The organism is Sphingomonas sp. CFBP 13714, from assembly GCF_014842205.1.
Taxonomy (GTDB): Bacteria; Pseudomonadota; Alphaproteobacteria; order Sphingomonadales; family Sphingomonadaceae; genus Sphingomonas; species Sphingomonas aerolata.
On record NZ_JACYVG010000001.1, the window covers coordinates 26,599 to 50,390 of the forward strand.

The window sequence follows — 23,792 nt, forward strand, 5'->3', positions numbered from 1 at the left end:
GTGGACCCGACGTCCCGCCGGCCCTGCGATAGGGGCCCAAGGTCGGCCAACCCATCCTGACCAAAGTCTGTCGGCAATGGCCGCTATGGCAGCGACGCCTTGCCGTGACGCCGTCCTGTGCCTAAACCGCTCCCATAATACCAATGAAATACCGGAGAGCTGTTATGACGCGACGCATGGCCATGACGGGGACGTACGCGGCCCTGATCGCGACGGGCTTGGCGACCACGGTCTCCGCGCAGGGTGCCGCGCAGCCGGTGACGATGCCCGCCATCTTCCCCGCGCCGACGTCGGTCGCGCTGCGGACCGGCACGATAACGCTCGGCCGATCGGTGGTGCTCGTCGCCCCCGCCGGCACCGACGGTGACAGCGTCGCGCTGGTCCGCGAGATCCTGCGCGCCGCCGGAGTCACGACGATTACGACCGCACGGCGGCTGCCCGCCGCCCCCGATCGCCCGCACATCCTGCTCGGCACCGGCGACACCGCGATCGTCCGCGACGCGCTTGCCCGCACCGGTACCGTCGGCGATACACATCCCGAAGGCTATACGATCGCCACGCTCGCGGCGGGCAACAGCGGCATTATCACGCTGGCGGGCCAGGACGCGGACGGACTGTTCCACGCCGTCCAGACGTTCCGCCAGCTCGCAACACGTGCGGTCCTCCCCGCGCTGGTGATCCAGGATCATCCCGCGATGCCGATGCGCGGCACGATCGAGGGCTTTTACGGCAAGCCCTGGACGATGGCGGACCGGACGAAGCATCTCGACTTCCTCGCCACCGTCAAGGCGAACACTTATGTCTACAGCCCCAAGGACGATCCCTATGCGCGCGATCGCTGGCGCGAGGCCTATCCCGCGGCGACTTTGTCCGCGCTCGGCACGCTGGTCGCGACCGCACGGCGCAACCATGTCGATTTCGTCTATGCGGTCTCGCCGGGCCCGTCGGTGTGCTTCTCCGACCCCGCCGATGCTCAGGCGCTCGAACGCAAGTTCGGCGCGCTGCGATCGATCGGCGTCCACAGCTTCTACGTCGCGCTCGACGACATCGAATATACCAAATGGAACTGCGAGCGGGACAAGGCCAGTTTCGGACCATCGGGCGCCGAAGCCGCAGGCATCGCGCAATCGCGCCTGCTGAACGCGGTTCAGGCGGATCTGCTCGCGAAGGATCCGTCGTCGCGCCCGCTGATCATGGTGCCGACCGAATATTACGACGCGAAGGAAACCCCGTACAAGGCGGCGCTGCGCAAATATCTCGATCCCCGCGTCGTGGTGCAGTGGACCGGCACCGATGTCGTCCCCCCCGCGATCTCGATCGCCGATGCGAAGACCGCGACCAAGGCCTTTGGGCGCAAGACGCTGCTGTGGGACAATTATCCGGTCAACGACTATGCGCAGACCACCGGGCGGCTGCTGCTCGCGCCCTATGCGCGGCGCGAGGCGGGGCTGGCGGGCGAACTGACGGGGATCCTGTCGAACCCGATGAACCAGGAGGCGCCAAGCCGCGTCGCGGTGACCGGCGTTGCCGCGTTCGGCTGGAACGACAAGGACTATGACGCGGACCGCACGTGGCAGTTCGCCGCGCGCGAGCTGGCGGGCGGCGATGCGCGCGCGACCGCGGCGCTGCTGAGCTTCTTTGACACGCAGCATCTTGCCCCGACCTTCGGCAGCCAGCCCTGGCAGCCCCAGGCGCCCAGGCTCAAGGCCCAGCTCGACGCCGTGCGCCTCGCGCTGGCGGAGGGCGATGCGGCCGCCCGCGGTCTCGCGCTCGCGGATCTGGCCAGGGCGGCCGACGCCCTCGCGGCGGCGCCCGACACGATCCGCTCGGGCACGATCGATCCGGGCTTTGCGGACCAGGCTCGGCCCTGGCTCGATGCGATGCAGATCTGGGGTCGCGCGTTGCAGATGACCGCCGCCGGACTTGACGCCGCGAACCACGACGGCACGGCCCCCCCCGGCTATTTCGCCGAAGCGCGCCGTCTCGCCGCACAGGCTGCGGCCGTCCAGACCATCCCCGGTGCGACGCGGTTCGACGGTGCGATCCGGGTCGCCGACGGCGTGCTCGACCGGTTCGTCGCGGATGCCCCGACGCTGATCGCCGCCGCATCCGCCCCAGCCGTTTCGGCCTCCGCCGAAGCCGTGCGGTAGCGGCGGCTGCGCCGCGCGTCGCGCGTCAGTGCGCGATCGCGCGGAGCGCCGACGCCTCGGTCGCGGGTAGCTGGTCGATGCCGCTGGCGGGCACCTGGAACAGGCCGCGCGCGTCAGCGCGGCTCCCCGCCGCGTTGCTCGCGCTCCATTTGGCGAGCCACGGCGACAGCAACAGCCCGAGCGTCACCGGCGCCAGCCACAGCGCGGTGATCGGGACGGCGGGCGAGATCAGGAGCAGGACGACCCCCGCCGCCAGATGCCAGCGATAGCGCGGCACGACATCCGCGATCGACAGCCCGTCGCGATCCCGGTTCTGCGGGCTCCAGCCCGAGGGCTGGCCACGGAAGATGCTGATCAGGTCCATCGTCTGCGTCAGCATGATGACCGGCGCGGACAGCATCGATAGCGGGATCTCGGCAATGGCGGACAGGATGATCGCCCGCGCGCCCCCGAACGCCGCGCGCCGGCTCCGGTCGGACACCGCCCAGATGATCCCGAGCAATTTGGGACCGAACAGCAGGATGACCGTCAGCGCCAGCACGCGCGACGAGGTCGTCGCCTCGACCAGCTTGCTTTCGCCGGCAAAGGCCTGCGCGATGGTCGTCAGGATCAGGACCAGCCAGGCGGGCGACGTCATGTATGCCGACGCCCCGATCGCCAGCTGCAGCCGGTTGACCGGATGGAACCCGTCCGACCCCAGCAGCTTCAGATGCTGGATATTGCCCTGCGCCCAGCGCCGGTCGCGCACCGCCATATCGATCAGCGTCGGGGGAAACTCCTCATAGCTGTCGTCGATCATGATCAGGTGCACCGCCCAGCCGCGCCGCCGCAGCAACGCCGCCTCGACCATGTCGTGGCTCATGATCGCGCCGCCGAACGGCGGGCCGCCGGGCAGCACGGGCAGGCCGCAGCTCTCGGCAAAGGCCCGGGTGCGGATGATCGCATTATGCCCCCAGAAGCTCGCCTCCGACCCCGACCACCAGACCAGACCGGCGGTCGAGATCGGACCGTACAACCGGCTGTTGAACTGCATCCAGCGCTGGAACAGAGTGGTCGCGCCGCGGATCGTCGGCACGGTCTGCAACAGGCCGACCGAGGGGCGGCGCTCCATCACCTGCGCCATGCCGATCATCGCGTCGCCGCTCATCAGGCTGTCCGCGTCGAGCACCAGCATGTGATCATAGCCGCCGCCGAAGCGCCGGACCCAGTCGGCGACATTGCCCGGCTTGCGCGCGACATTGTCGGTCCGGCGGCGATAATAAAGCGGAACGCGCGATCCGGGGGCGAGCACCTCCCAGGCCGCGACCTCCTGTGCGCCCGACTCTTCGCCCGAATCGCTCAGCACGAAGAAGGCGAAGCTCCCCGCCTCGCCCGCAGCCTCGATCGCATGCATCATCCGCGCGATCCGGCCGAACACCGCGTCGACATCCTCGTTATGGACCGGGATCAGCACCGCGGTCTGCCCGGTCAGCGGCTGACGGTTCTGCGGGACCGGCACGAAGCCCGGATGCATCCGCGTCATCAGCAGAACGAACCCGATCAGCGCGTTAAGAAATCCGAACGCGATCCACGCGAACAGCGGGAAGAACAGCACGAGCAGCGCGACGTCCCACAGGTCGATGCCGTCGCCGAGCAACGAATCCTGGACCGCCGCCGAGGCGGTGGTGGCGAGCAGCATCGTCAGCAGGAACAGGAGCAGTCGCCGCGACGACATGCCCTCGGGCGAAGTGAGCGTGTCCGAGCCATTGGACGGTCCGGCCAACGGGTCGGGTGTCGGCCCGCCGCCGGTGCCGCGCGCCCGGAAATTCTGCAGCGGCATGTCGATCGGGACGTCGGCGGGCAATCGTGCCGGAAGTGCGGGATGACCGGGGCGGCCCGGGCTGTCCACGGTCATGGCTCAACCCACCTGCGTCAGCACGGTTTCGCTGAGCGACTGCCCGCCGCGCTTCAGGAACAGCCGGACATCGGCCAGGACGCCGCGTTCGGGGGCGACATCGAGCGTCACGCGCCAGCGGTTCGGCTGGCCGACGACCGGATAGGCGGCGCTGGCGAGGACCCGGCCACGGCTGACATCGGCCTGCACCGTCACCCCGCTCGAGCGGTCGAGACCGGCGAGCGTCGCACCGACGAAATCGACCACGACCTTCCGCGCGCCCGGCGTTGGCTCCGCGCCCGGCCGGCCGGCCGAGCCACGCCAGTTCTCGACCGCATGCGCGGGCTGCGCGACCGACGGATCGCGCGACGACCAGGTCAGCCGATAGTCGAACTGCATCGTCTTCCCCGCGGTCGCCGGCGCGGCGGGGACCCAGAAGGCGGCGACATTGTCGACCGTCTCGCTCGCGGTCGGGAAGGCGTACAGCGTCACCGCCCCCTTGCCCCAGTCGCCCTTCGGCTCGATCCACAGGTTTGCTCGGCGATCGTAGAAGGCACCGTCGTCCTGGTAATGATCGAACGCCCGGTCGCGCTGGATCAGGCCGAAGCCGCGCGGATTGTCGTCCTGGAAGCTGTCGAGCGTGGGGGTCGCGGGATTGGCGAGCGGACGCCAGATCCGCTCGCCGGCACCGGTCGCCATCGCCAGCCCGTCTGAATCATGGATTTCGGGGCGCCAGTCGATCGCCGCGGCGCGGTTGCCCTCGCCATACCAGAACATGCTCGTCGCCGGCGCGATGCCGAGCCGCGCGACGTCCTTGCGCAGCGTGATCGTCGACGAGACATCCTGCACGACGCCGCCATCGGTCCCGTCGGTGTACCGGCACACGAAGCGGTACGCACCGGTCACGCTGGGCCCGTCGAGAAGGGCATAGACGGTGTAGCTCTGCGCGCCCGTTGCCTCGATCCAGAAGGCGGTAAAGGCGGGAAATTCCTCCTTGCCGTCGATCCCCGTGTCGATCGCGATACCGCGCGCGGACAGGCCATATTGGTCCTGCGAACCGGCGGTACGGAAATAGGAGGCGCCGATAAACGCCATCCAGTCGCTCTTGCCATCACTCGACACCGCGCGAAAGCCGGCGATGCCGAGGGCGGCGTGATGCCCGGACTCGGTCTTGAAGAGATCCGCGGCAAAATCGACCGCGCGCGCCTGCCCGCGTTCGACGACATGGATTGCGACCGGGGTCGGCGCATAGCGGCCGAGCGGGAACAGGCGGATGCCCCCCGCCAGCGTGCGCTCGGGTCGATAGCTGATCGAGCCGACCGCATCATAATCGATCGCCTCGGCCGCCGCGACCTTGGCCGGCGCGCGATAAGGCGCGCGCGCCAGCGCGGCGGCGCGCTGTTGCAGCGCCTCCCAGGAAAACGACTCGGGCTTGCCCAGCGCGGGGGCGGACGACGCCGCGGCGCCGCGCCTGCGGGGGGTGCCCGCCCCCGTCTGTGCCAGTGCCGCCGCCGGCCACAGGCCCGTGGCCGCAAGGGCCATCATGATGTCGCGTCGTGTCGTTTCGGTCATGCACCGCTTATCCGACTTCGCGCGCCGCAGTGCAACAATCGGTAATGCCCCGCGCCGCCGCCCGCCCGCCAAACGGGGCCGCCTGCCCCGTCGTCAGGACACCGTGTCGTGTCTCAGAGCGCGTGGAGCGCCGCGAGGATCATCCGCCCGGTGACCTCTGCGGTTTCGGTCTCGGACAGCCGCGGACAGGACAAGGTCCGGTGCCCCAGCCCGAACATGCACGCCAGCACCAGCTCCTCCGCGCCGTCGAGCGCATTTGCCGACAGCGCGGGATTGGCGACGCAGGCGAGATCGCGCACCACCGTGCGAAACCCGGTGCAGAGCGAGCCGATCGTGTCCGCGACCTCGCCGTTGCGATGCGCTTCCGCCATGATATCAAACGACAGTGCCTCGTCCCCCTTGGCGAGCGACCGCCGCGCGAGCTCGACAAATCCGCGCTCGATCGACAGCCGCCCCGTCGACACGTCGTCGGTCAGCTTGCGCAGGTCTGAGAGTTTGGCCTCGGCATCCTCGAGGATCAGCGCTTGGATCAGCGCGTTCTTGCCGGTGAACAGGCGATAGATCTGGCCGACGCTGACGTCCGCAGCGGCAGCCAGTTCGGCCATCGACGTCTGATGGAATCCCTGCGTCGCATAAAGATGCCGGGCCGCATCAACGATGTGCGAACGCGCCGACTTCTCATGTTGCACTGCACTCAAAATTCCACTCCGGACGACGTTTTAACTTGACCCGGCGTTTGCACGTCCATAGCGGCGGCGCAAGCGGAATGAACGTTCATTCCGGTGAACTCTTCTGCACGGACGTCGGGATGCTCAACATGCAGCGATTGAATCTCAAGGGATCGGTGGCCCTGGCCGCGCTGGCGCTGATGGCGGCGTGCAGCAAGGAAGAGGCCCCCCCGCCCCCGCCGACGCCCACGGTCGGCGTCGTGACGGTCGCGCAGGAGGCGGTGACGCTCACCACCGAGCTGCCGGGGCGGATTGCCGCGGTCGAGACGTCCGAAGTGCGCCCGCAGGTATCGGGCGTCATCCGCCGTCGCCTGTTCACCGAAGGCGCGATGGTCCGTTCGGGCCAGGTCCTGTATGAGATCGAGGACGCCCCCTATCGCGCCGCGCTCGGCACCGCGCAGGGCCAGCTCGGCGCCGCGCAGTCGCAGATCAATGCGACCCGACTCCAGGCGCAGCGTTACGGCCAGCTCGTCGCGCTGAACGCGGTCAGCAAGCAGGAGGCAGACAACGCCACCGCCTCCGCACAACAGGCACGCGCCAATGTTGCAGCGCAGCGTGCAGCGGTCGAAGCCGCGCGCGTGAACCTCAATTTCACCCGCATCAAGGCGCCGATCTCGGGTCGTATCGGCCGGTCGATCTTCACCGCCGGCGCGCTTGTCCAGACCGGGCAGACCGACGCGCTCGCGACGATCCAGCGGACCGACACCGTCTATGTCGACGTCACCCAGTCGGCGGCGCAGCTGCTCGACCTGAAGGCGGCGATGGCGTCGGGCGGCGTGACCCGCGGCGACGGTACCGCACGCGTCCAGCTGATCCTGCCTAATGGCCAGACCTATCCGATCGAGGGCCGCCTGCAGTTCGCCGAAGTCACCGTCGATCCGGCGACGGGCGCGGTCACGCTGCGCGCCAGCTTCCCCAATCCCAACGGGCTGTTGCTGCCGGGCATGTATGTCCGCGCCAAGCTGGTCGAGGGTATCCGCAGCCAGGCGATCATGGCCCCGCAGGAAGGCATCACGCGCGATCCGCGCGGCAAGGCGACCGCGATGGTCGTCACCGCGCAGAACAAGGTCGAGCAGCGCAATGTCGTCACCGACCGCGTGATCGGCGACAAGTGGATCGTCACCAGCGGGCTCAAGCCCGGCGACAAGCTGATCGTCGAGGGGCTGCTCAACCTGCGCCCCGGCACGACCGTCAAGCCCGCCGCTCCGCAGCAGGTCGGCAAGGCCGGTGGCAAGGACGCTGCCGGGAATGCCACAGCTGGCGGCGCCGCCTCCACGCAGGCCGGGAAGTAACGCCTCATGTCACGCTATTTCATCGATCGACCCATCTTCGCATGGGTCATCGCGATCATCCTGATGCTGGCCGGCGTCCTGGCGATCCGGTCGCTGCCGATCGCGCAGTTTCCCGAGATCGCCGCCCCCAAGGTGACGGTCGCGACGTCCTATCCGGGCGCCGACGCGCAAACGCTCGAGAATACGACGACGCAGATCATCGAGCAGCAGATGAAGGGGATCGACAACCTTCGCTACTTTGCCTCGACCAGCGACGGCGCGGGCAATCTCGCGATCACGCTGACCTTCGAACAGGGCACCGACGCGGACATCGCGCAGGTCCAGGTGCAGAACAAGCTGCAACAGGCGACCCCGCTCCTGCCGCAGGAAGTGCAGCAGGCCGGGCTTCGCGTGACCAAGGCGACCGCCAACTTCCTGCTCGTGATCGCCGCCTATTCGCAGGACGGCAGCCATGATCAGGTCGATCTCGGCGATCTGATCGCCTCCAAGCTTCAGGATCCGCTCAGCCGGATCAAGGGCGTCGGCGACACGCAGGTGTTCGGCGCGCAATATTCGATGCGGATCTGGGTCGATCCTTTCAAGATGTCGAACCTCGGCGTCACCGTTACCGACATCACCTCGGCAATCACCGCGCAGAACGCACAGGTTTCCGCCGGTCAGGTCGGCAGCCTTCCCGCGGTCAAGGGCCAGGCGCTCAACGCCACCGTCACTGCGCAGTCGCGTCTGCAGACCCCGGAACAGTTCCGCCAGATCATCATCCGCTCGGCCACCGGCGGCGCCACCGTGCGCCTCGCCGATGTCGCCCGGGTCGAAATGGGCTCGGAAAACTACAGCTTCCAGGCGCGCTACAACGGCAAGCAGGCAGCAGGCTTCGGCGTGAAGCTGGCGCCGGGCGCCAACGCGCTCGACACCGTCACGCTGGTGAAGGCCGAGGTGGAGAAGATCGCCAAGCAGTTCCCGGCCGACGTCAAGATCGCCTATCCGGTCGACAATTCGACGTTCGTCCGGCTGTCGGTCGAACAGGTGGTCCACACGCTGATCGAGGCGATCATCCTCGTCTTCCTCGTGATGTTCCTCTTCCTCCAGAACTTCCGCGCCACGCTCATCCCGACGATCGCGGTGCCGGTCGTGTTGCTCGGCTCGCTCGCCGTGCTTCAGGTCGCGGGCTTCACGATCAACACGCTGACGCTGTTCGGCATGGTGCTGGCGATCGGCCTGCTCGTCGATGACGCGATCGTCGTCGTCGAGAATGTCGAACGCCTGATCCAGGAAGAGGGGCTGAGCCCCAAGGAGGCCGCCAAGAAATCGATGGACGAGATCAGCGGCGCGCTGGTCGGCATCGGTCTCGTCCTGTCCGCGGTGTTCCTGCCGATGGCGTTCTTCAGCGGCTCGACCGGCGTGATCTTCCGCCAGTTCTCGATCACGATCGTTTCGTCGATGGTGCTTTCGGTGCTGGTCGCGCTGATCCTGACGCCCGCACTCTGCGCCACCATCCTGAAGCCGTCCAAGCAGGATCACGGCGACAAGAAGGGCTTTTTCGGCTGGTTCAACCGGACCTTCGATCGCGGCGTCGACCGATATGGCAAGGGCCTGCGCCGCGTAGAAAAGGGCTGGGTGCGGACGATGATCGTCTATGCGGTCATCGTCGGCGCGATGCTGTTCGTCTTCCTGCGACTGCCCTCGGGCTTCCTGCCCGAAGAGGATCAGGGGCTGATGTTCGCGCAGGTGTCGATGCCCACGGGCACGACGATGGAAGAGACTGCGCGGACGATGGACAAGCTGCGCGATCACTTCCTGGTCGACGAGAAGGCCAACATTGCGGGCATCTTCACGATCAGCGGCTTCGGCTTTGTCGGCCAGGGCCAGAATGTCGGACTCGCCTTCATCCAGCTCAAGCCGTGGGAGGATCGCGAAGGCGACGCGAACACCGTCGCCGCGGTCGCCCAGCGCGCCAACCAGGCGCTTGCCGGGATCCGCGCCGGCATGGTGATCGGCTTCGTGCCCCCCGCCGTGCAGGAACTCGGCAACGCCAACGGCTTCGACTTCATGCTGAAGGACAATGCCGGCGTTGGCCACGACAAGCTGCTCGAGGCCCGCAACATGCTGCTCGGCATGGCCAGCCAGGACAAGCGCCTGATGCAGGTCCGTCCGAACGGCCTGGAGGATGCGCCACAGCTCAAATTGAACGTCGACCAGGCTCAGGCGGGCGCGCTCGGGCTGAGCCAGGCGGATATCAACACCACCGTCAGCACCGCGTTTGGCGGATCGTACATCAACGACTTCATCGACCGCGGTCGCGTGAAGAAGGTGTTCGTCCAGGCCGATGCACCGTTCCGCAAGTCGCCCGCCGACCTTGGCAACTTCTTCGTCCGCGGCGCGACCAACGCGATGACGCCGATGTCGTCCTTCTCGACGACCGACTGGACCTACGGCCCCGCACGTCTCGAACGCTATAACGGCGTCGCCTCGTTCGAGATCATGGGGTCGCCCGCACCCGGCGTCAGCAGCGGCACCGCGATCAAGGCGATGGAGGAAATGGCGGCCAAGCTGCCCCCCGGCATCGGCTATGAGTGGACCGGCCTCAGCTATGAGGAACAGCTTTCGGGCGGGCAGTCGACCTATGTCTATGCGCTGTCGCTGCTGATCGTGTTCCTGTGCCTTGCCGCACTGTACGAGAGCTGGTCGATCCCGATCGCCGTGCTCCTCGTCGTGCCGCTCGGCGTGCTCGGTGCGGTGCTCGCGGCGATGGTCGCGGGGCTGAACAACGACATCTATCTCCAGGTCGGCCTGATCACGACGATCGGCGTGGCGGCGAAGAACGCGATCCTGATCGTCGAGTTCGCCGAGGAGAAGATGGGTGACGGGATGAATGCGGCGGATGCCGCGGTCGAGGCCGCCAAGCTGCGTCTTCGCCCGATCCTGATGACCTCGTTCGCGTTCATCTTCGGCGTGCTGCCGCTCGCGCTGTCGAGCGGTGCGGGCGCCGGCGGCCAGAATGCGATCGGTTGGGCGGTGGTGGGCGGCATGCTGTCCGCGACCGTGCTCGCGATCTTCTTCGTGCCGCTGTTCTTCCTGCTCGTGAAGCGCGTCTTCAAGCAGGACAAGCCCGGCCAGCACGACGGAGACCGCCGCCGTGATGACACACGTGACGACACCCGTGACGGCGACACCACGCCCCACGACCAGCGGCCGCAGGAGGCCTGATCCAATGTTCTCGCGCAAAATCGCTCTGACGTTCGCTGCCGGGCTCACGCTCGCCGGCTGCAACCTGGCCCCGAAATATGTCCGGCCCGAGCTTCCGGTGGCCCCGTCCACGCCGACCGGACCGGCTTATGCGGCGACCGATGCGGCGGGTGCGATCGTGCCCGCGGACACCGCATGGGAGGCGTTCTTCACCGACGACCGCCTGCGCCGCGTCATTCGCACCGCGCTCGACAACAACCGCGACGTCCGCATCGCGGTTGCCAATGTCGCGCAGGCGCGGGCGCAATATCGCGTCCAGCGCGCCGACCTGTTCCCGACGCTGGGTGCGACGGGCAGCGCAACCTATCAGAAGTCCCCCTTCGGCGCCGTCGGTGGCGGTACGGGCGGCACCACGGGCGGCGGTACTGGAGGCGGCACCGGCGGCGGCGGCACCGGTGCCGGGGCGGTCGCTGGCGGCGGCCGGTTCGACATCTATTCGGCCAATCTGGGCGTCTCGGCCTGGGAGGTCGATTTGTTCGGCCGGGTCCGCAATCTGACCCAGGCGCAGCAACAGGCCTATTTCGCCGCGGAGGAAAACCGCAACGCCGCGCAGGTGTCGCTGATCGCGGAAACCGCGACCGCCTGGTTGACGATGGCGGCTGACCAGGATCGGCTGAAGATCGCGCAGGACACCGAACGGGCCTTCGGGGAAACGCTCAAGCTGACGCAGGATCGGTTCCGCATCGGCATCGCGTCCGAACTCGAAGTGCGCCAGGCGCGGACGACCTATGACCAGGCGCGCTCCGACATCGCCGACGCAACGACGCTCATCGCGCAGGACCAGAACGCGCTGAACCTGCTAGCAGGCACGACACTGAGCGCCGACCTGCTGCCAGCCCGGATGCCGGAGAAGACGCCGACGCTGGAAAACCTGCCCGCCAACCTGTCCTCCGAAGTCCTGCTGCGCCGCCCCGACGTCGCGGCCGCCGAGCATCAGCTGATCGCGGCGAACGCCAATATCGGTGCGGCCCGCGCGGCATTCTTCCCCAATATCTCGCTGACCGCGTCGCTCGGCACGCTGAGCCTCGGCCTGTCGAACCTGTTCGGCAAGGGCAGCGAATCCTGGTCGGTCGCGCCGTCGATCACGCAGCCGATCTTCGACTTCGGTCGCAACAAGGGTAATCTGGACTACGCCAAGGCATCGCGCGACGCGATGCTCGCTACCTATGAGAAGAGCGTCCAGACCGGCTTCCGCGAGGTCGCCGACGCGCTTGCCCGCCGCGGTACGATCAACGGCCAGCTCGAGGCGCAGACGTCGCTGCGCGACAATGCGGCGGGCGCGTTCAACCTGTCGCAACTGCGCTTCCGTGCCGGGATCGATCCGTTCCTCAACACGCTCGATTCACAGCGGTCGCTCTACACCGCGCAGCAGAGCCTGCTCGCGACGCGGCTGGTTCGCGACACCAATGCGGTCGAGCTTTATCGCGCGCTCGGCGGCGGGCTGCGCTAACACCGGGCCGTCACGCCCGCCGCGTCATCTAGGGCCAGGCCCGGGTGACGGGGCGGTGCGACGCGCGATCAGTTTGCCGGTTCGGACAGCGGCGCGAACCGCGCGACCTGCCGGCCGACCAGGCGAAGCTGCTCGAGGACCGCCGGATCGCTCGCGCCGCCCTCGGCATCGAATTTCGTCACCTGCGTGTTAATTGCTGCGGCAAACGGCGTCGGCCAGCCGCGCAAGGCATGGACGATCGAGCGCAGCGCCGCGATCGTGCTGCCCGTCGCCTGCCAGCCATAGGCGGTCGCGATCAGCCCGACCGGCATGTCCGCCAGATAGGGCCGGTCGGGATCACGCGCGGTTTCCTCGAGCAGGTCGAGCGCGTTCTTCACCACGCCCGAGATGCTGCCATGATAGCCCGGGCTGGCGATGATCACCGCCGAGGCCGCGCGCACTGCCGCGACAAAGGCACGCTCGTCCTCGGTCCGCTCGGTCGCCTTGGGATCGTAGAGCGGCAGCCGGGCCATGTCCGCACCGCCGAACATCTGTGTCCGGTATCCGTGTCGTTCGACCGAATCGAGCGCGATCCGCAATGCGCGCTCGGTCGACGACACGCCGCCGATCGTCCCGCCAATGCCGACGACAAGCGGCAGGGAGGGCGATAGAGAGTCGGTAGCTGCCACGGTGTCACCCTGTTCGAACGTCATCATTATGCTCTTCCCCGTTTCGCCCGGTGATGACAACAGGCCAATGCTGTCGCTCAGCGCGCGTACACGTTAAGCGTGCGCATAGGCTTGTCCGAACTGTCATAGAACGATAACACACCAGATGCCCGACCGCTGGAACGATCCGATGCGCCCCGATCCCTTCGACCCCGCCCGATCCGGCTCCGGCATGTCCGGCGAACGCGAGCCCTATGCCTATGAACGCGAACGGTTGATCACCGAGCGCGAACGCCTGCGCGAGAAATATGAACGCGAGCGACTGGGCCAGGATCCGAGCGGAGATTACGATCCCCGCCAGGACGATAGCTACCCCCAGCCCGCGACACCGCGGCGCAGGCGGGGCGGGATCGGCCGGTGGGTCGTGCGCGGCACCGGTATCGGCATCATCCTGCTGGTGATCGCGATCATCTGGCTGGCGATCACCGCGCCTTTGTCGAAATCGCTGCAGCCGCCGACCCCGCCCTCGATCACGCTCACCGCCGATGACGGCACGCCGATCGCCCGACGCGGCGCGATTATCGGCAAGCCGGTCGACGCGGCGACGCTGCCGCCGCACGTGCGCGAGGCGTTCCTCGCGATCGAGGACCGCCGCTTCTATTCGCACTGGGGTATCGACCCGCGCGGGATCGCGCGCGCGGCTTGGGCGAATCTCGGGTCGGGCGGGGTGCGTCAGGGCGGCAGCACGATCACGCAACAGCTCGCGAAGAACGCGTTCCTCGATTCGGACCGCACCGCGACGCGCAAGATCCGGGAGGCGATGATCGCCGTCTGGCTCGAGGCATGGCTGTCGAAGGACGAGATTCTCTCGCGCTATCTGTCGAACGTGTATTTCGGCGACAACACCTATGGGATCAGCGCGGCTGCCAAGCATTATTTCGGCCGGACACCCGCGGCGCTGAACGTCGGCCAGGCAGCGATGCTTGCCGGGCTGGTCAAGGCGCCGTCGCGACTTGCCCCGACCTCCAACCTCGAGGGTGCGCGAAAGCGTGAAGCCGTCGTCGTCGGCGCGATGGTCGCCGCGGGTTTCCTCACCGAAGCGGAGGGCGATGCGGTCCGCCCGCAACGCGTCCTGTCGAACCGCCCGACGCAACTCCCCAACGGCACCTATTTCGCCGACTGGATTCTGCCCGAGGCGCGCGACCAGGCGGGCGAGGTGAAGACCGAAACAACCGTCCGGACCACGCTCGATCCGCGGCTGCAACGCGCCGCCGAACGCACCGTCGCGCGCGCCGGGCTGCGCGAGGCGCAGGTCGCGCTGGTGGCGATGCGTCCCGACGGGCGCGTCGTCGCGATGGTCGGCGGCAAGGATTACCGCAAGAGCCCGTTCAACCGCGCGACTCAGGCGCGGCGCCAGCCCGGATCGACGTTCAAGCTGTTCGTCTATCTCGCCGCGATGCGCGCGGGGATGACGCCCGATTCGACGATCGAGGACCGCCCGGTGACGATCGGCGACTGGACGCCCAAGAACAGCGACGGCCGCTATCAGGGGACGATCACGCTGCGCCAGGCATTTGCCCGCTCGTCCAACGTTGCCGCCGCCCGGCTGACGCAGGAAGTCGGCGTCCGGGCGGTGATCAAGGCGGCGCGCGACCTGGGGATTTCCACGCCCATTCCGAACGAGGCGACGATCGGTCTCGGCACCTCGACCGTGTCGCTACTCGAACTGACCGCCGCCTATGCCGCGATCGCGCGCGAGACCTATCCGGTGCAGCCGCGCGGGCTCGCCGATGTTCGGGAAAAGGGCTGGTATCAGTCGCTGACCGGGGGTTCGACCGCCCTGCCGCCAAAGATCCATGACGAGATGCTCGACCTGCTCGCCGCCTCGATCCGCAACGGAACCGGGCGGAGCGCCAACCTGACGGTCGATGCGTTCGGCAAGACCGGGACGACGTCGGACAACAAGGATGCGCTGTTCGTCGGCTTCGCGCGCGACCTGGTGGTCGGCGTGTGGGTCGGCAACGACGACAACAGCTCGAATCCCGGCCTGTCTGGCGGCGGCATCCCTGCGCGGATCTGGCGCGACTTCATGCAGTCCGCGCTGGGCATCGCCCCCGTCGCCGCCCCCGCGCCGCCGGTTGAGGAAATCGACCCCGATGCACTGCCCCCCGAAGACGGGGACAACAGCGTACTGCCGCTCGGTGGCGAGATCGAGGGGCTCGGCTTCAACCTGAAGATGGGCGAGGACGGGACGATCTCGGTCGGCCCCGCACGCCGCGATCGCCCTGAGGATGGGCCACCACGCGACGATCGCCGGCCGCCCGAGGAGGAACCGGGGTTTGACGAGGGGCAGTAGTTCGATCCCCCGCCGTCATCCTGACGAAAGTCGGGCGCCGGGATAACGACGTAGAAGGGGGCGACCCAGGCGAAGCGCCCGTTGACGCCATCACCGCATCGCAGCATGTCCTGACGATGCGCTTTTTCTCCGACAACGCCGCCAGGATCCACCCACAGGTCATGGCCGCGATCGCCGCCGCCGACACGCTCGACACCGCCTATGCGGGCGATCAATGGAGCCAGCAGCTCGACGGCCGGCTGTCGGCGCTGTTCGAAACCGAGGTCGCGGTGCTGTGGGTGCCCACCGGCACCGCCGCCAACTGCCTCGCGCTCGCAGCGCTGTGTCCGCCGCATGGCGGCATCGTCTGCCACCGCGACGCGCACATCCAGAATGACGAGGGCGGCGCGCCCGAATTCTACACCCACGGCGCCAAGCTGTTCCTCGCCGATGGGGACGGCGCGAAGCTGACGCCCGCGACGATCCGCACCGTTCTCGACGCGATCCCCGACGACGTTCACCGCGTCCAGCCGCACGCGATCTCGATCACCAACGCCACCGAATATGGCCAGGTTTACCGCCCCCACGAAGTCGCCGAGATCGGCGCGCTCGCAAAGGAGCGCGGGCTCGGCTTCCACATGGACGGCGCGCGCTTTGCAAACGCGATGGTCCATGCGCGATGCTCGCCCGCCGACATGACGTGGCGCGCAGGCATCGACGCGCTGAGTTTCGGCTTCGTCAAGAATGGCGCGATGAGCGCGGAGGCGCTGGTGTTCTTCAAGCCCGAGCTCGCCGCCGTCACCCAGTATCGCCGCAAGCGCGCGGGCCTGCTCCTGTCAAAGGGGCGGTACCTCGCTGCGCAGATCCTCGCGATGCTCGAGGACGATCTGTGGCTCGCCAATGGCAAGGCTGCGAACCAGGCTGCCACGCGACTGGCCGCGGCCGCGGGCGACCGCCTCGTCCATCCGGTCGAGGCCAACGAGGTCTTTCTCCGCGCGACCCCCGACGAAGCCGCCGCACTCCGCGCGCAGGGGTTCGACTTCTACGACTGGGCAGCGGGCGAGATCCGGCTGGTGACCGCGTGGGACACGCCGGTCGGTCCGGTCGACCAGCTCGCGGACGCGATCCGGGCGTTATGACCGGGCCGTCCGGTTCGCCGCAACCCCCGATCCAGTCGACGCGTGCGGCGGTGCTGGTCCCGTTCGGGATCGTCACGCTGATCTGGGGGTCGACCTGGCTCGTCATCCGCGACCAGATCGCGGTGGTGCCGCCGAGCTGGTCGATCAGCTACCGCTTCCTCATCGCCGGCATCGCAATGGCGATCTATGCGCGGGTAAAGCGCGAAAGCCTTCTCCTCGACGCCCGCGGCTATGCCTTTGCCGCGGTCATCGGCACCGCGTTGTTCACATTCAACTTCAACTTCGTCTACCGCGCCGAACATTATGTGACGTCGGGGCTGGTCGCGGTGGTCTTCGCGTTGCTGCTCGTCCCCAACGCGGTGTTCGGCCGCATCTTCCTGGGGCAGAAGCTCGGGCGACAATTGATGGTCGGATGCGCCGTCGCGATGGCGGGCGTCGCATTGCTGTTCGTCAACGAGGCGAGGGTCGATCCGCATGGTCCGCAGTCCGCGACCATCGGCATCGCCCTGACGCTGGGCGGCGTCCTGGCCGCGTCGATCGCCAATGTCATGCAGGGCAGCGCGTTTGCCAAACGCTATCCGATGGCCCCGATGCTGGCGATCGCGATGCTGATCGGCGCGACGCTCGACGCGACCTTCGCCTGGATCACCACCGGGCCGCCGGTGTTCGAGCTGCGGCTGGGCTATATCGCCGGGATCCTCTATCTCGGCATCTTCGCCTCCGCGCTCGCCTTCCCGCTCTATTTCAACGTCATCCGCGCGATCGGGCCTGCCAAGGCGGCCTATTCGGGGGTGATCGTCCCGGTCATCGCGATGATCTTATCGACGATCTTCGAGCATTATCACTGGTCGACGCTGGCGGTGGCCGGTGCGGTGCTCGCCGGTGCCGGGCTCGTCATCGCGCTCAGCGCCCGCAGACCCGCCCGGTAATCCGGCCAGGTCGGCGTCCAGCGGAGGACGCGCTTCGCCTTGCCGTTCGCGACCCGCCGGTTCTCGGCATAGAAACCGCGGCCCATGGCCGACAGCTGCTCGATCGTCACGAACGGCGGCGCGGGCAGACCGAGCAGCGCTGCGGCGAAGGCGACGACGTCGTTCTGCGACGCCGGAACGTCGTCCGCCAGATTATAGGCGCCCGGCGGCGCATCGAACGCCGCGATCACGCCCGCGCCGATATCGTCGACATGCGCGCGACTGAACACCTGTCCCGGCTGGTCGATGCGGTGCGCCTTGCCCTCGCGCACGCGGTCGAGCGGCGACCGCCCGGGGCCGTAGATGCCGGGCAGGCGAAACGTCCGCGCACCGATCGCGAGCCAGTCGGCATCCGCCGCCGCGCGCGCGCTTCGCCGTCCGCCGCCAATCGGCGCGGTCTCGTCGACCCAGGCACCACCGGCATCGCCGTACACGCCGGTCGACGACAGATAGCCGAGCCAGGCGCGCGTCCGCAGCAGCGCCGATCCGTAGCGCGCCAGCACGGGGTCGGCGTCATGCTCGGGCGGGACCGAGGACAGGATATGCGTCGCTGCGGCGATCTCCGTCATGACCGCGGCGGCGTCGTCGAACCGGATCGTGCCGTCGCGACCGTCGCGCGACGTGCCGACGACATGCCACCCGTCCCCGGCCAGGCGGCGTGCGATCCGCGACGCGGTGTAGCCGAGGCCGAAGACGAGCAGCCGGCTCATTTCGCGGCCGCCGCCCGGCCCATCGGCCCCTTGTAGAGCGTGCCGAAATAGTCGCCCGCATTCCAGACCGGCCGCTCCGCGCCATCGGCGATCTCGCGCGCGATCCGGTAGTTCGCATCGACGAACCGCACGCCCTGATCCCACAGGATCGGCTGCGACAGATCGTCCGAAGGCTTGTGATAATTGTTCGCCATGAAATAGGCGACCGCGGCCTTGCCCGGCCCCTTCTGCCCCGGCCACAGGAACACTGCCGGGATCCCCTTCTGGACGAAGCGGAAATGATCCGAGCGGACGAAGATTCCCTCTTCGGGCATCGGATCGGGCGACAGGCCGACACCGATCGCCGCGACCGCCTTTTGGACAATCGGGCCGAGCGTCGAGCGCTCCGCGCCGAACACCACCATGTCCTCGAACTTGTAGGTCAGGATCGGCATGTCGAGGTTCACGTCCGCGACGATATTGGCGAGCGGCACGGTCGGGTGGTTGGTGAAATAATCGCTGCCGACCAGACCCTTTTCCTCGCCCGTGACCGCGAGGAAGATCAGCGTGCGCTTCGAGCCCTTGCCGCTGGTCGTGAAGCGCTTGGCTTCCTCGATCAGGCTGGCGATGCCGATCGCATTGTCGAGCGCGCCGTTGTTGAGCGCATCGCCGTCCTTCGCGCCGTTCGCGGGCCGGGTGATGCCGATATGGTCTAGATGCGCGGACAGCACGACGACCTCCTTGCCGAGCACCGGATCGGTGCCGGGAATGACGCCGACGACATTGCTGCTTGCCGCTGGCGCGAAGCTCGTCTTGGTCGCGACCGTCAGCGTGCCTGCAAGCGGTGCGGACCTGAACTTCGCATTGTCCGACCGCGCCTGCTTGGCGATCGCCTTCCACGACGCGCCGAACAGCTTGGTCGCGCCTGCAACGCTCAGCGTGCCAAGCGACGGCGCGCCGGGCGCGTCGACCTTGCCGGTGCCGTCGGGGTTGGCCCAGGTCATCCGGGCGGCGTCGTAGAATTGCGCCGATCGCGCGAACGGGCGGGCCTTGGCGGTCCGCGGGCTTTCGAGCGTGATCACGCCGACCGCCCCCTTGCTTTCGGCGGTCCGGGCCTTGGTGCCGCCGGATCCGAAAAAGGCACGTTCCTCGCCGCTGAACCGCGCCGGCGCACCGCCGAAATAGGCGACGATCTTGCCGCGCACGTCGACGCCGGCATAGTCGTTCTGGCCGTATTGCGGGGCGTCGATGCCATAGCCGACGAACACGATCGGCGCCGACACCGCGGTATCGGCCGTCGCACCGTTGGCGGCGGGGACATAATCTGCCGCGAACACCAGCGGCTGCGCGGCTCCCGACTGCGGCATCCAGGTGAAGCTGCCCTTGTCCGCGGCCTTGTAGCTGACCAGCGGCACGCGCTGAAGATAGCCGGCATCGTCACCGCCCGGCCGCAGACCGGCGGCATAGAATTGCGCCGCGACATATTGCGCGGCGATGTCGAACTCGGGGCTGCCCGCCTCGCGCCCCTTCATCGCATCGGAGGCGAGGAACAGGACGTGCGCCTTCATCGCCGCCTGATCCGCCGGCAGCGGCGCTGCGAGCCGTGCATTGAGGATCGCCGGATCGGGCTTTGCGGCCGGGGTGGCCCCCGATGCGGGTGCCGGTGTCGGCGCGGCGGCTTTCGGTTGCGGGGCCGACGTCTGCGCCAGCGTCGCCGTGGAGAGGGCGAGCACCGAGAGCGCGCCGATGAACCGATACATGCCGAAATCCTCGCAAGACGAACGTGTTGCAGCCGGGTAGCACGCCGGCCGCGACACGCAAGCACAGCCCGGCAAGCTTTGGCTGGCGGAGCCCGCGACGGCCCCTATATTCGACGTCTATGCTCGACATCCAACACAGCCTCGCCCAGCCCGACATCGCTGCCCCGGTCGCCATTCGCCGGGTCGATTATACGGCGCCGGCCTGGCTGGTGCCGACGACACGGCTGGAGTTCACGCTCGATCCGTCCGCGACGCGCGTCATCGCGACGCTGTCCGTCACCCGCAACGGTGACCACCGCGATCCGCTGAAGCTCGATGGGGCAGGCCAGCGACCGCTGTCGATCATGGTCGACGGCGTCGCGGTCAACGACTGGCATTTCGAGGGCGAGCAGCTGGTGATCCCCCTGTCGGGCGACGCGCATGTCGTCGAAACCGAGGTCGAGATCGCCCCCGACCGCAACACCCAGCTGATGGGGCTCTATGCCTCGGGCGGCAATCTGTGCACGCAGTGCGAGGCGGAGGGGTTTCGCCGCATCACCTATTTCCCCGACCGCCCCGACGTGCTCAGCCGCTATTCGGTGCGGATGACCGCGGACAAGGCGCGCTTCCCCGTGCTGCTGGCGAACGGCGACCCCGTCGCACAGGGCGATCTCGCCGATGGCCGCCACTGGGCGGAATGGAACGACCCCTTCCCCAAGCCCTCGTATCTCTTCGCGATCGTCGCCGGGGATCTCGCGGTCAATTCGGGCCGTTTCACGACGATGTCGGGGCGCGAGGTGTCGCTCGGCATATGGGTGCGCAAGGCCGACCTCGCCAAGACCGATCATGCGCTTGAGGCGCTGGCGCTCTCCATGGCCTGGGACGAGACGACCTATGGCCGCGAATATGATCTCGACGTGTTCAACATCGTCGCGGTCGACGACTTCAATTTCGGCGCGATGGAGAACAAGGGGCTCAACATCTTCAACTCGCGCTACATCCTGGCCGACCCCGATACTGCGACCGATTATGACTATGACGCGATCGCCGCGGTCGTCGCGCACGAATATTTCCACAACTGGTCGGGCAACCGGATCACCTGCCGCGACTGGTTCCAGCTGTCGCTGAAGGAGGGCTTCACGGTCTATCGCGATCAGGGCTTCTCCGCCGACCAGGGCAGCCGTGCGGTCAAGCGGATCGAGGACGTCCGCGGCCTGCGCGCGTCGCAGTTTCCCGAGGATTCAGGGCCGCTCGCGCATCCCGTCCGCCCCGAATCCTACCAGGAAATCTCAAACTTCTACACGGCGACCATCTACAACAAGGGCGCCGAGCTGATCCGCATGATGGCGGCGATCCTCGGACCGAAGAACTTCCGGGCGGGGACCGATCTGTATTTCGACCGCTTCGACGGCACCGCCGCGACCTGCGAGGATTTCGTCGCCAGCATGGAGGAGGCGAGCGGGATCGATCTGACGCAGTTCCGCCTCTGGTATTCGCAGGCGGGCACTCCACGCCTCTCGGCAAGCCTGTCGCATGATCCTGTGGCCAAGCGCGCGACGCTGACACTGGCGCAGCATGTACCCGCCACGCCGGGCCAGCCGGACAAGGCGCCGATGGTCCTGCCGCTCGCGATCAAGCTGTTCGGCGCCGACACGGGCACCGCCCTGATCGACGAACGGCTCGTCCTGCTCGACGGGCCGGGCGAGACGATCCGGTTCGAGGGGATCGACGAACGCCCGGTCCTGTCGATCAATCGCGGCTTTTCCGCGCCGGTCGTGGTCGAAAGCGATCGCAGCGCGGCGGACCTCGCCTTTCTCAGCGCGCATGACGACGATCCCTTCGCACGGTACGAGGCGATGCAGCAGCTGATGCTCGAGACGCTCGTGGCCAGCGCGAGCACGGGTCGGGCGGAGCATGACGGCGTCATCGCCGCGGTCGCCCGGACGCTGGAGGATCCCGAGCTCGACCCCGCCTTCATCGCCGAAGCGGTGATGCTGCCGTCCGAGAGCTTTATCGGCGACCAGATGCGGATCGTCGATCCCGACGCCATCTTCCGCGCGCGCGACGGCCTGCGTCGCGATCTCGGCACGCAGCTCGAACGCCAGTGGCGCCAGGCGCATGCGCGCGCCGGTTCGGCACCCTTTGCCTATACGCCGGAGGCCAAGGGCCTGCGCCGGCTGCGCTCGGTCGCGCTCGGCTATATCATGGCGAGCGACGCCCCCGACGCTGCCGAACTGGCACTCGCGCAGTTCGAGGGGGCGGACAACATGACCGACCGCCAGGGCGCGCTGACCGCGCTCGTCAGTTCGACGGCGGCACAGCGCGACGCGGCGCTCGACCGCTTCTACGCGCGCTACAGCAGCAATCCGCTGGTGCTCGACAAGTGGTTCCAGACCCAGGCCCAGTCGTCACGCGACGATACCGGCGCGGTCGTCGCGGCGCTCGCCCGCCATCCCGACTTCACGCTGACCAATCCGAACCGGGCGCGCGCGCTCATCGGCGCGTTCGCGGCGAACCAGCGCGCCTTCCATGCGATCGACGGCAGCGGCTATCGCTTCCTAGCGGATCATCTGATTGCGCTCGACCGGCTCAATCCGCAGACGGCGGCAAAGCTCCTGCCGCCGCTCGGTCGCTGGCGCCGGTTCGACGCCAAACGCGCCGGGCTGATGCGTGCGGAACTCGAGCGGATCCTGCACACGCCCGGATTGTCGCGCGACATGGTCGAGCAGAGCTCGAAAAGCCTCGAGGGCTAGGCGCCGGGCCGTATTCGGCCCGGACGGCGCCGCGTCAGAAGAGGCGGCCGCCGTTCGGAACGGGCTCGGACGGTGCGATCAGCACGACCTTGCCGTCTGAATCGGGAAAGCCCAGCGTCAGCACCTCGGACATCATCGGCCCGATCTGCCGCGGCGGAAAGTTGACCACCGCGGCGACCTGGCGGCCGACGAGCGTCTCCGGCGAATAATGGTCGGTGATCTGGGCCGAGGATCGCTTGGTCCCGATCGTGTCACCGAAATCGATCGTCAGCTTGAATGCAGGCTTGCGGGCCTCGGGAAAGGGCTCGACCGCGATGATCGTCCCGACCCGGATATCGACCCTGGCAAAGTCGTCGAACGCGATCACGGGCTCGGCCATCGTCAGAAGTCCACATTGTCGTAATGTGCGGGCGGTGCGATCAATTCCATGCGCTCGCTGAGCAAGGGACGAAAGCTCGGCCGGCTCTTGAACCCGCGATACCAGCGTGCCGTCTGGTCGTGCCCCTTCCAGTCGATCCCGCCGAGATAATCCGTGACCGAGATCTGCGCCGCGGCGGCCAGATCGACCAGGCTCATCGTCGCGCCGCCCAGCCAGTTGCGGTGATCGAGCAGGTAGTCGGTGTAATCCAGATGTCCCACCGCCGCCTTCATCGCCTCGCGCAGGCCCTTGGCGTCGGGCGCGGCGCGGTGCGCGAGGCGCTTGACCATCCGCTCGTGGAGCAGCGGGCCGGTCACGTCGCGGTAGAAATGCGTGTCGAACCACGTCACCAGCCGGCGGATCTCCGCGCGGTTGGTCGCGGTGCCGTTGATCATCGCCGACTTCTCGACGGTTTCCTCGAAGAATTCGCAGATCGCCATCGAATCGATCAGCGGCGCCACGCCACGCGACGCATCGACCATCACCGGCGTCTGCCCCGCGGGGTTCATGTCCATGAACTCGTCACGCCGCTCCCAGGGCGATTCGCGGACGAGCTCGTAGCCGATGCCCTTCTCGCCCAGCAGCAAGCGCACCTTTCGCGAGAAGGGACATAAGGGGAATTGATAAAGCTGCCACATAGCGTCCGTTTAGGCGGCATCGGGCGGGTGTGTCACTAGCGCGGGTTTGCCGGTGCGTAAGAAGATTGGGTTCGCGTGGAGACGCGGAGGCGCGGAGGTGTCGCGCTCGCTATGAGCAAAGCTCCTTCATCACCGTTCGCGATCAAGAAGCGACGAGG

The 23,792-nt window shown here is 67.8% G+C and carries 16 protein-coding genes; 8 read left to right on the plus strand and 8 right to left on the minus strand.

Features of this window, described 5'->3' with window-relative positions; translation table 11 throughout:
* Positions 1 to 182: 182 nt before the first annotated feature.
* Entirely contained in the window at positions 183 to 2,150 is a 1,968-nt protein-coding gene (locus IFT54_RS00130) for a beta-N-acetylhexosaminidase family protein (protein ID WP_244648412.1), read from the plus strand.
* A gap of 25 nt (positions 2,151 to 2,175) precedes the next feature.
* Here the strand turns inward: IFT54_RS00130 and mdoH are convergent, their stop codons facing one another.
* The 3 genes from mdoH to IFT54_RS00145 all read right to left on the minus strand — a co-directional run bounded on the left by mdoH (position 2,176) and on the right by IFT54_RS00145 (position 6,284).
* Positions 2,176 to 4,044 carry a glucans biosynthesis glucosyltransferase MdoH gene (gene mdoH / locus IFT54_RS00135; protein WP_192069243.1) on the minus strand — a complete coding sequence of 623 codons (1,869 nt, stop codon included), beginning with the start codon at positions 4,042 to 4,044 and terminating at the stop codon, positions 2,176 to 2,178.
* 3 nt (positions 4,045 to 4,047) lie between these two features.
* Complete coding sequence (locus IFT54_RS00140) at positions 4,048 to 5,595, minus strand: glucan biosynthesis protein (RefSeq protein WP_192069244.1); 1,548 nt, start codon at positions 5,593 to 5,595, stop codon at positions 4,048 to 4,050.
* A gap of 113 nt (positions 5,596 to 5,708) precedes the next feature.
* Entirely contained in the window at positions 5,709 to 6,284 is a 576-nt protein-coding gene (locus IFT54_RS00145; protein WP_320466530.1) for a TetR/AcrR family transcriptional regulator, read from the minus strand.
* 128 nt (positions 6,285 to 6,412) lie between these two features.
* Between IFT54_RS00145 and IFT54_RS00150 the strand changes: the two genes are divergently transcribed.
* From IFT54_RS00150 to IFT54_RS00160, 3 genes are read left to right on the plus strand one after another with little or no spacing between them, the layout of a single operon-like run.
* The gene (locus tag IFT54_RS00150; protein WP_031395481.1) at positions 6,413 to 7,615 is read left to right on the plus strand and encodes an efflux RND transporter periplasmic adaptor subunit; all 1,203 of its coding nucleotides are present in this window, start codon (positions 6,413 to 6,415) and stop codon (positions 7,613 to 7,615) included.
* Between the two features lie 6 nt (positions 7,616 to 7,621).
* The gene (locus tag IFT54_RS00155) at positions 7,622 to 10,819 is read left to right on the plus strand and encodes an efflux RND transporter permease subunit (RefSeq protein WP_192069245.1); all 3,198 of its coding nucleotides are present in this window, start codon (positions 7,622 to 7,624) and stop codon (positions 10,817 to 10,819) included.
* 4 nt (positions 10,820 to 10,823) lie between these two features.
* Positions 10,824 to 12,308 carry an efflux transporter outer membrane subunit gene (locus IFT54_RS00160; RefSeq protein ID WP_192069246.1) on the plus strand — a complete coding sequence of 495 codons (1,485 nt, stop codon included), beginning with the start codon at positions 10,824 to 10,826 and terminating at the stop codon, positions 12,306 to 12,308.
* Between the two features lie 68 nt (positions 12,309 to 12,376).
* Here the strand turns inward: IFT54_RS00160 and IFT54_RS00165 are convergent, their stop codons facing one another.
* Positions 12,377 to 13,003 (minus strand): NADPH-dependent FMN reductase, encoded by a 627-nt coding sequence (locus IFT54_RS00165; protein WP_244648413.1) that lies wholly within the window; start codon positions 13,001 to 13,003, stop codon positions 12,377 to 12,379.
* Between the two features lie 118 nt (positions 13,004 to 13,121).
* Here IFT54_RS00165 and IFT54_RS00170 point away from each other — a divergent pair, with 118 nt between their 5' ends.
* The 3 genes from IFT54_RS00170 to IFT54_RS00180 all read left to right on the plus strand — a co-directional run bounded on the left by IFT54_RS00170 (position 13,122) and on the right by IFT54_RS00180 (position 17,358).
* The gene (locus IFT54_RS00170) at positions 13,122 to 15,311 is read left to right on the plus strand and encodes a transglycosylase domain-containing protein (RefSeq protein WP_192069247.1); all 2,190 of its coding nucleotides are present in this window, start codon (positions 13,122 to 13,124) and stop codon (positions 15,309 to 15,311) included.
* 116 nt (positions 15,312 to 15,427) lie between these two features.
* A complete protein-coding gene (locus tag IFT54_RS00175; protein WP_192069248.1) occupies positions 15,428 to 16,429 on the plus strand; it encodes a threonine aldolase family protein in 1,002 nt (333 codons plus the stop codon).
* Positions 16,426 to 17,358, plus strand: a complete 933-nt coding sequence (locus IFT54_RS00180) for a DMT family transporter (RefSeq protein ID WP_192069249.1) — start codon at positions 16,426 to 16,428, stop codon at positions 17,356 to 17,358. The genes IFT54_RS00175 and IFT54_RS00180 overlap by 4 nt, the downstream gene beginning before the upstream one ends.
* On the opposite strand, the gene IFT54_RS00185 is transcribed toward IFT54_RS00180, so the two are convergent.
* The gene (locus IFT54_RS00185; protein ID WP_183937546.1) at positions 17,271 to 18,107 is read right to left on the minus strand and encodes an NAD(P)-dependent oxidoreductase; all 837 of its coding nucleotides are present in this window, start codon (positions 18,105 to 18,107) and stop codon (positions 17,271 to 17,273) included. The two genes, IFT54_RS00180 and IFT54_RS00185, sit on opposite strands and share 88 nt — an antisense overlap.
* Positions 18,104 to 19,846, minus strand: coding sequence for a M28 family metallopeptidase (locus tag IFT54_RS00190; protein WP_192069250.1), 1,743 nt, complete (start codon positions 19,844 to 19,846; stop codon positions 18,104 to 18,106). Before IFT54_RS00190 ends, IFT54_RS00185 begins: the two co-directional genes overlap by 4 nt.
* A 119-nt stretch (positions 19,847 to 19,965) precedes the next feature.
* Between IFT54_RS00190 and pepN the strand changes: the two genes are divergently transcribed.
* A complete protein-coding gene (gene pepN / locus IFT54_RS00195) occupies positions 19,966 to 22,578 on the plus strand; it encodes an aminopeptidase N (RefSeq protein WP_192069251.1) in 2,613 nt (870 codons plus the stop codon).
* Between the two features lie 34 nt (positions 22,579 to 22,612).
* On the opposite strand, the gene IFT54_RS00200 is transcribed toward pepN, so the two are convergent.
* Together IFT54_RS00200 and IFT54_RS00205 are read right to left on the minus strand one after the other, a co-directional pair.
* On the minus strand, positions 22,613 to 22,957 hold the full coding sequence (locus IFT54_RS00200; protein WP_192069252.1) for a tRNA-binding protein: 345 nt from the start codon (positions 22,955 to 22,957) through the stop codon (positions 22,613 to 22,615).
* Between the two features lie 2 nt (positions 22,958 to 22,959).
* Positions 22,960 to 23,634, minus strand: coding sequence for a glutathione S-transferase family protein (locus IFT54_RS00205; protein WP_031396481.1), 675 nt, complete (start codon positions 23,632 to 23,634; stop codon positions 22,960 to 22,962).
* Positions 23,635 to 23,792: the final 158 nt, after the last annotated feature.

Coding starts and splice junctions, on each gene's coding strand:
- IFT54_RS00190 (WP_192069250.1), bottom strand. CDS start 19,846: ATGTATCGGTTCATCGGCGCGCTCTCGGTGCTCGCCCTCTCCACGGCG.
- IFT54_RS00165 (WP_244648413.1), bottom strand. CDS start 13,003: ATGATGACGTTCGAACAGGGTGACACCGTGGCAGCTACCGACTCTCTA.
- IFT54_RS00200 (WP_192069252.1), bottom strand. CDS start 22,957: ATGGCCGAGCCCGTGATCGCGTTCGACGACTTTGCCAGGGTCGATATC.
- pepN (WP_192069251.1), top strand. CDS start 19,966: ATGCTCGACATCCAACACAGCCTCGCCCAGCCCGACATCGCTGCCCCG.
- IFT54_RS00150 (WP_031395481.1), top strand. CDS start 6,413: ATGCAGCGATTGAATCTCAAGGGATCGGTGGCCCTGGCCGCGCTGGCG.
- IFT54_RS00155 (WP_192069245.1), top strand. CDS start 7,622: ATGTCACGCTATTTCATCGATCGACCCATCTTCGCATGGGTCATCGCG.
- IFT54_RS00130 (WP_244648412.1), top strand. CDS start 183: ATGACGGGGACGTACGCGGCCCTGATCGCGACGGGCTTGGCGACCACG.
- IFT54_RS00205 (WP_031396481.1), bottom strand. CDS start 23,634: ATGTGGCAGCTTTATCAATTCCCCTTATGTCCCTTCTCGCGAAAGGTG.
- IFT54_RS00160 (WP_192069246.1), top strand. CDS start 10,824: ATGTTCTCGCGCAAAATCGCTCTGACGTTCGCTGCCGGGCTCACGCTC.
- mdoH (WP_192069243.1), bottom strand. CDS start 4,044: ATGACCGTGGACAGCCCGGGCCGCCCCGGTCATCCCGCACTTCCGGCA.
- IFT54_RS00170 (WP_192069247.1), top strand. CDS start 13,122: ATGCCCGACCGCTGGAACGATCCGATGCGCCCCGATCCCTTCGACCCC.
- IFT54_RS00175 (WP_192069248.1), top strand. CDS start 15,428: ATGCGCTTTTTCTCCGACAACGCCGCCAGGATCCACCCACAGGTCATG.
- IFT54_RS00140 (WP_192069244.1), bottom strand. CDS start 5,595: ATGACCGAAACGACACGACGCGACATCATGATGGCCCTTGCGGCCACG.
- IFT54_RS00180 (WP_192069249.1), top strand. CDS start 16,426: ATGACCGGGCCGTCCGGTTCGCCGCAACCCCCGATCCAGTCGACGCGT.
- IFT54_RS00185 (WP_183937546.1), bottom strand. CDS start 18,107: ATGAGCCGGCTGCTCGTCTTCGGCCTCGGCTACACCGCGTCGCGGATC.